General features: G+C 40.9%; 1 protein-coding gene and 1 pseudogene. Both read right to left on the reverse strand.

Annotated elements, in window-relative coordinates; genetic code table 11:
* A pseudogene (locus PX636_RS16770) lies at window positions 1-254 on the reverse strand (ComEC/Rec2 family competence protein); the annotation flags it as partial.
* Window positions 255-308: 54 nt separating this feature from the next.
* Window positions 309-2123, reverse strand: coding sequence for a signal peptide peptidase SppA (sppA, locus tag PX636_RS16775; protein ID WP_288117935.1), 1815 nt, complete (start codon window positions 2121-2123; stop codon window positions 309-311).
* Window positions 2124-2489: the final 366 nt, after the last annotated feature.

Genomic DNA, 2489 nt, shown 5'->3' on the forward strand with positions numbered 1-2489 from the left:
GGAGTACGAATTTCTAGATAAACAACGGCAAATATAGCTATTAATCCCCCCATCAGCCAAATTTTTCTAGGGGGACTTTGCCACCAAAAACGACGGATAAAAGTTGTGGTTAACAGGGTAATTAGACTGATAATAACAATTCTAACTACCACTTCTTGCCATCGGTTTAACTGGGGACTAAAATCTACCAGACCTGTAGATAACAATCCCAAAATATAGGCTAAACCGAGAATAACGCTATTAGGGCGATTCATAGAAATTTTTGTTAAATAATTTCAGAATTAGCGGGCATTATTTTTACCTAAGTATCAGCGAAAATCGAGATTAAAAAGTAACTTAGCATAAACACTATGGGGATCATTAAATGTAGGTAACTTCAATAATTCCTGCTGAAAATTTTGCCATTCCTGCGTCAAAGGGTGATTATTTTTAGTGAGAGGAGGAAGATAGGTTTGCAATAAATTAGAGAGAAGTTCTTCTTGCCAACTTTGCGATCGAGGATATTCTTTAAGACTCCAATCATCTCCTAATTTAGCTGTTTTGGCCGCGTATTGTACTGCCGCTTCTAGGCCACCGATTTGATCAACTAAACCAATTTTAACCGCATCTTTTCCCGTCCAGACGCGACCTTGGGCCACAGTTCTAACCTTGTCTGGGGATAATTTTCGCCCCTTGGCCACCGTCTCGATAAATAAATCATAGAACCGATTAACTGCCGCTTGATAAATTTCTAATTCTTGGGGATTTTTCGGTCTGGTAATAGTAGATATATCGGCTAATTGTCCAGTTTTCACAGTATCCCAATCGATGCCATTATTATTAGCAATCTTCTGGATATTTAACAATAATCCAAACACACCGATCGAACCAGTAATTGTATCATTATCGGCAAAAATTCTTTGACCCCCCATCGCAATCCAATAACCCCCAGAAGCAGCCACATCACCCAGAGAAATAATTACCGGTTTTTTCGCATCTAAACGCTTAATTTCCCGCAGAATCACCTCGGAAGCGGTGGCACTTCCCCCCGGACTATTAATTCTCAAAACTACCGCTTTTACCTCCTCCTTCCCTTGTAATTTTCGCAATTCCTTCGCCAATTTATCCCCACCGATTTCGCCTCTATCTCCCTGACCTTCTACGATTGTCCCTTCTGCATAAACTATCGCTATTTGAGCGCTACTATCTCCCCCCTCATCATCGAGAGAACTAGCATAATTAGCTAAAGAAATTTGCGAAAAGGAGCCAGAGGTTTCCTCCTGATTAGTTTTATTTTTTGCTTCTCCTGTCAAATCCTTTGCTAAAGCAATTACTCGATCTAAATGGGCCACTTCATCAACAAAACCCGCCTTTTTCGCTGTGGTTGCTTCCAGAATACCTTGAGTATCAGAAATAGTTTGCACCTGTTGGGGTGTTAAATTGCGACTTTTGGCCACTGTGGCACTATAATTAGACCAAATTGTATCGAGTAGGGTTTGCAGCTGCTGACGATTCTGGACACTTAAATCCTGACGCGTATAGGGTTCCACCGCACCTTTAAAAGAACCCACTTTTACCACTTGTACCCCCACACCATACTTTTCTAGTGCATCGGCAAAAAAGGTTTGTTGACTACTTAAACCATTAATTTCCATTCTCCCCACGGGATTAATAATCACCTTTTCAGCAACGGAAGCGAGATAATATTCCTTTTCCGTCCATTCCACATCGTAGGCGATAATTTTTTTACCCGATTGGCGAAATTTTGCCAAAGCTTGCCGCACTTCCGTCAGGGTAGCATAGCCATATTCACCGACAGTGCCGCGACCGTAGAGTAACAGACCGACAATACTATCATCAAGGGCGGCCTTTTCGATCGCCGCTATCACCTGTCGCAAATTTAAAGTGATCCGACTCTCACTGGTCAAACTATCGGCTAAACTTGAACTAGGGGGAGCATCGCTGATATTGGTGGCTAAGTTAAAGACTAAGACTGATTTTTCCTTAACTGAGGAGCTATCGCTAGAAATCAGGAAAGAAAGCAGTAGAAATGCTAATCCCCCCACACCTAGGGACGAAAATACCAATAATCCCAATAAAGTTCCCAAGCAACTAGCGAAAGTTTGTTTAAAAAACTGACCCATCGGTTTTCATCTACTACTAATTATCCTGTTTCCTATTGTAGGGATTCCCCGCCCAGAAACAAGTTTTTTATCTGACTGCCTGACACATCTTGGTGAATCACCGACAGGTTAAGACACGGATGCGAGAGAACCAAATTCGGTCAAAGAAATCTTGTTTAGCTGGCTTGGAAGCAAAAATTGGTTCGAGGGATGAAACCCTTATAGAGAAAGACATTCGGCGATTTTTGTCAATTGTTTTCGCTCTAGAACAAAAGTGGTCTAGATTTTTTACTTCTATCTTTGACATTTTTCTTGACTTGAATATTTTTTGAGAACTTTTTTAGTTTCTCACTTTTTCTACTCCAAGAGCATAAGTATAAATACTTA

It is taken from the genome of Microcystis sp. M53598_WE2 (assembly GCF_030067735.1).
In the GTDB taxonomy this organism is placed as follows: Bacteria; Cyanobacteriota; Cyanobacteriia; order Cyanobacteriales; family Microcystaceae; genus Microcystis; species Microcystis aeruginosa.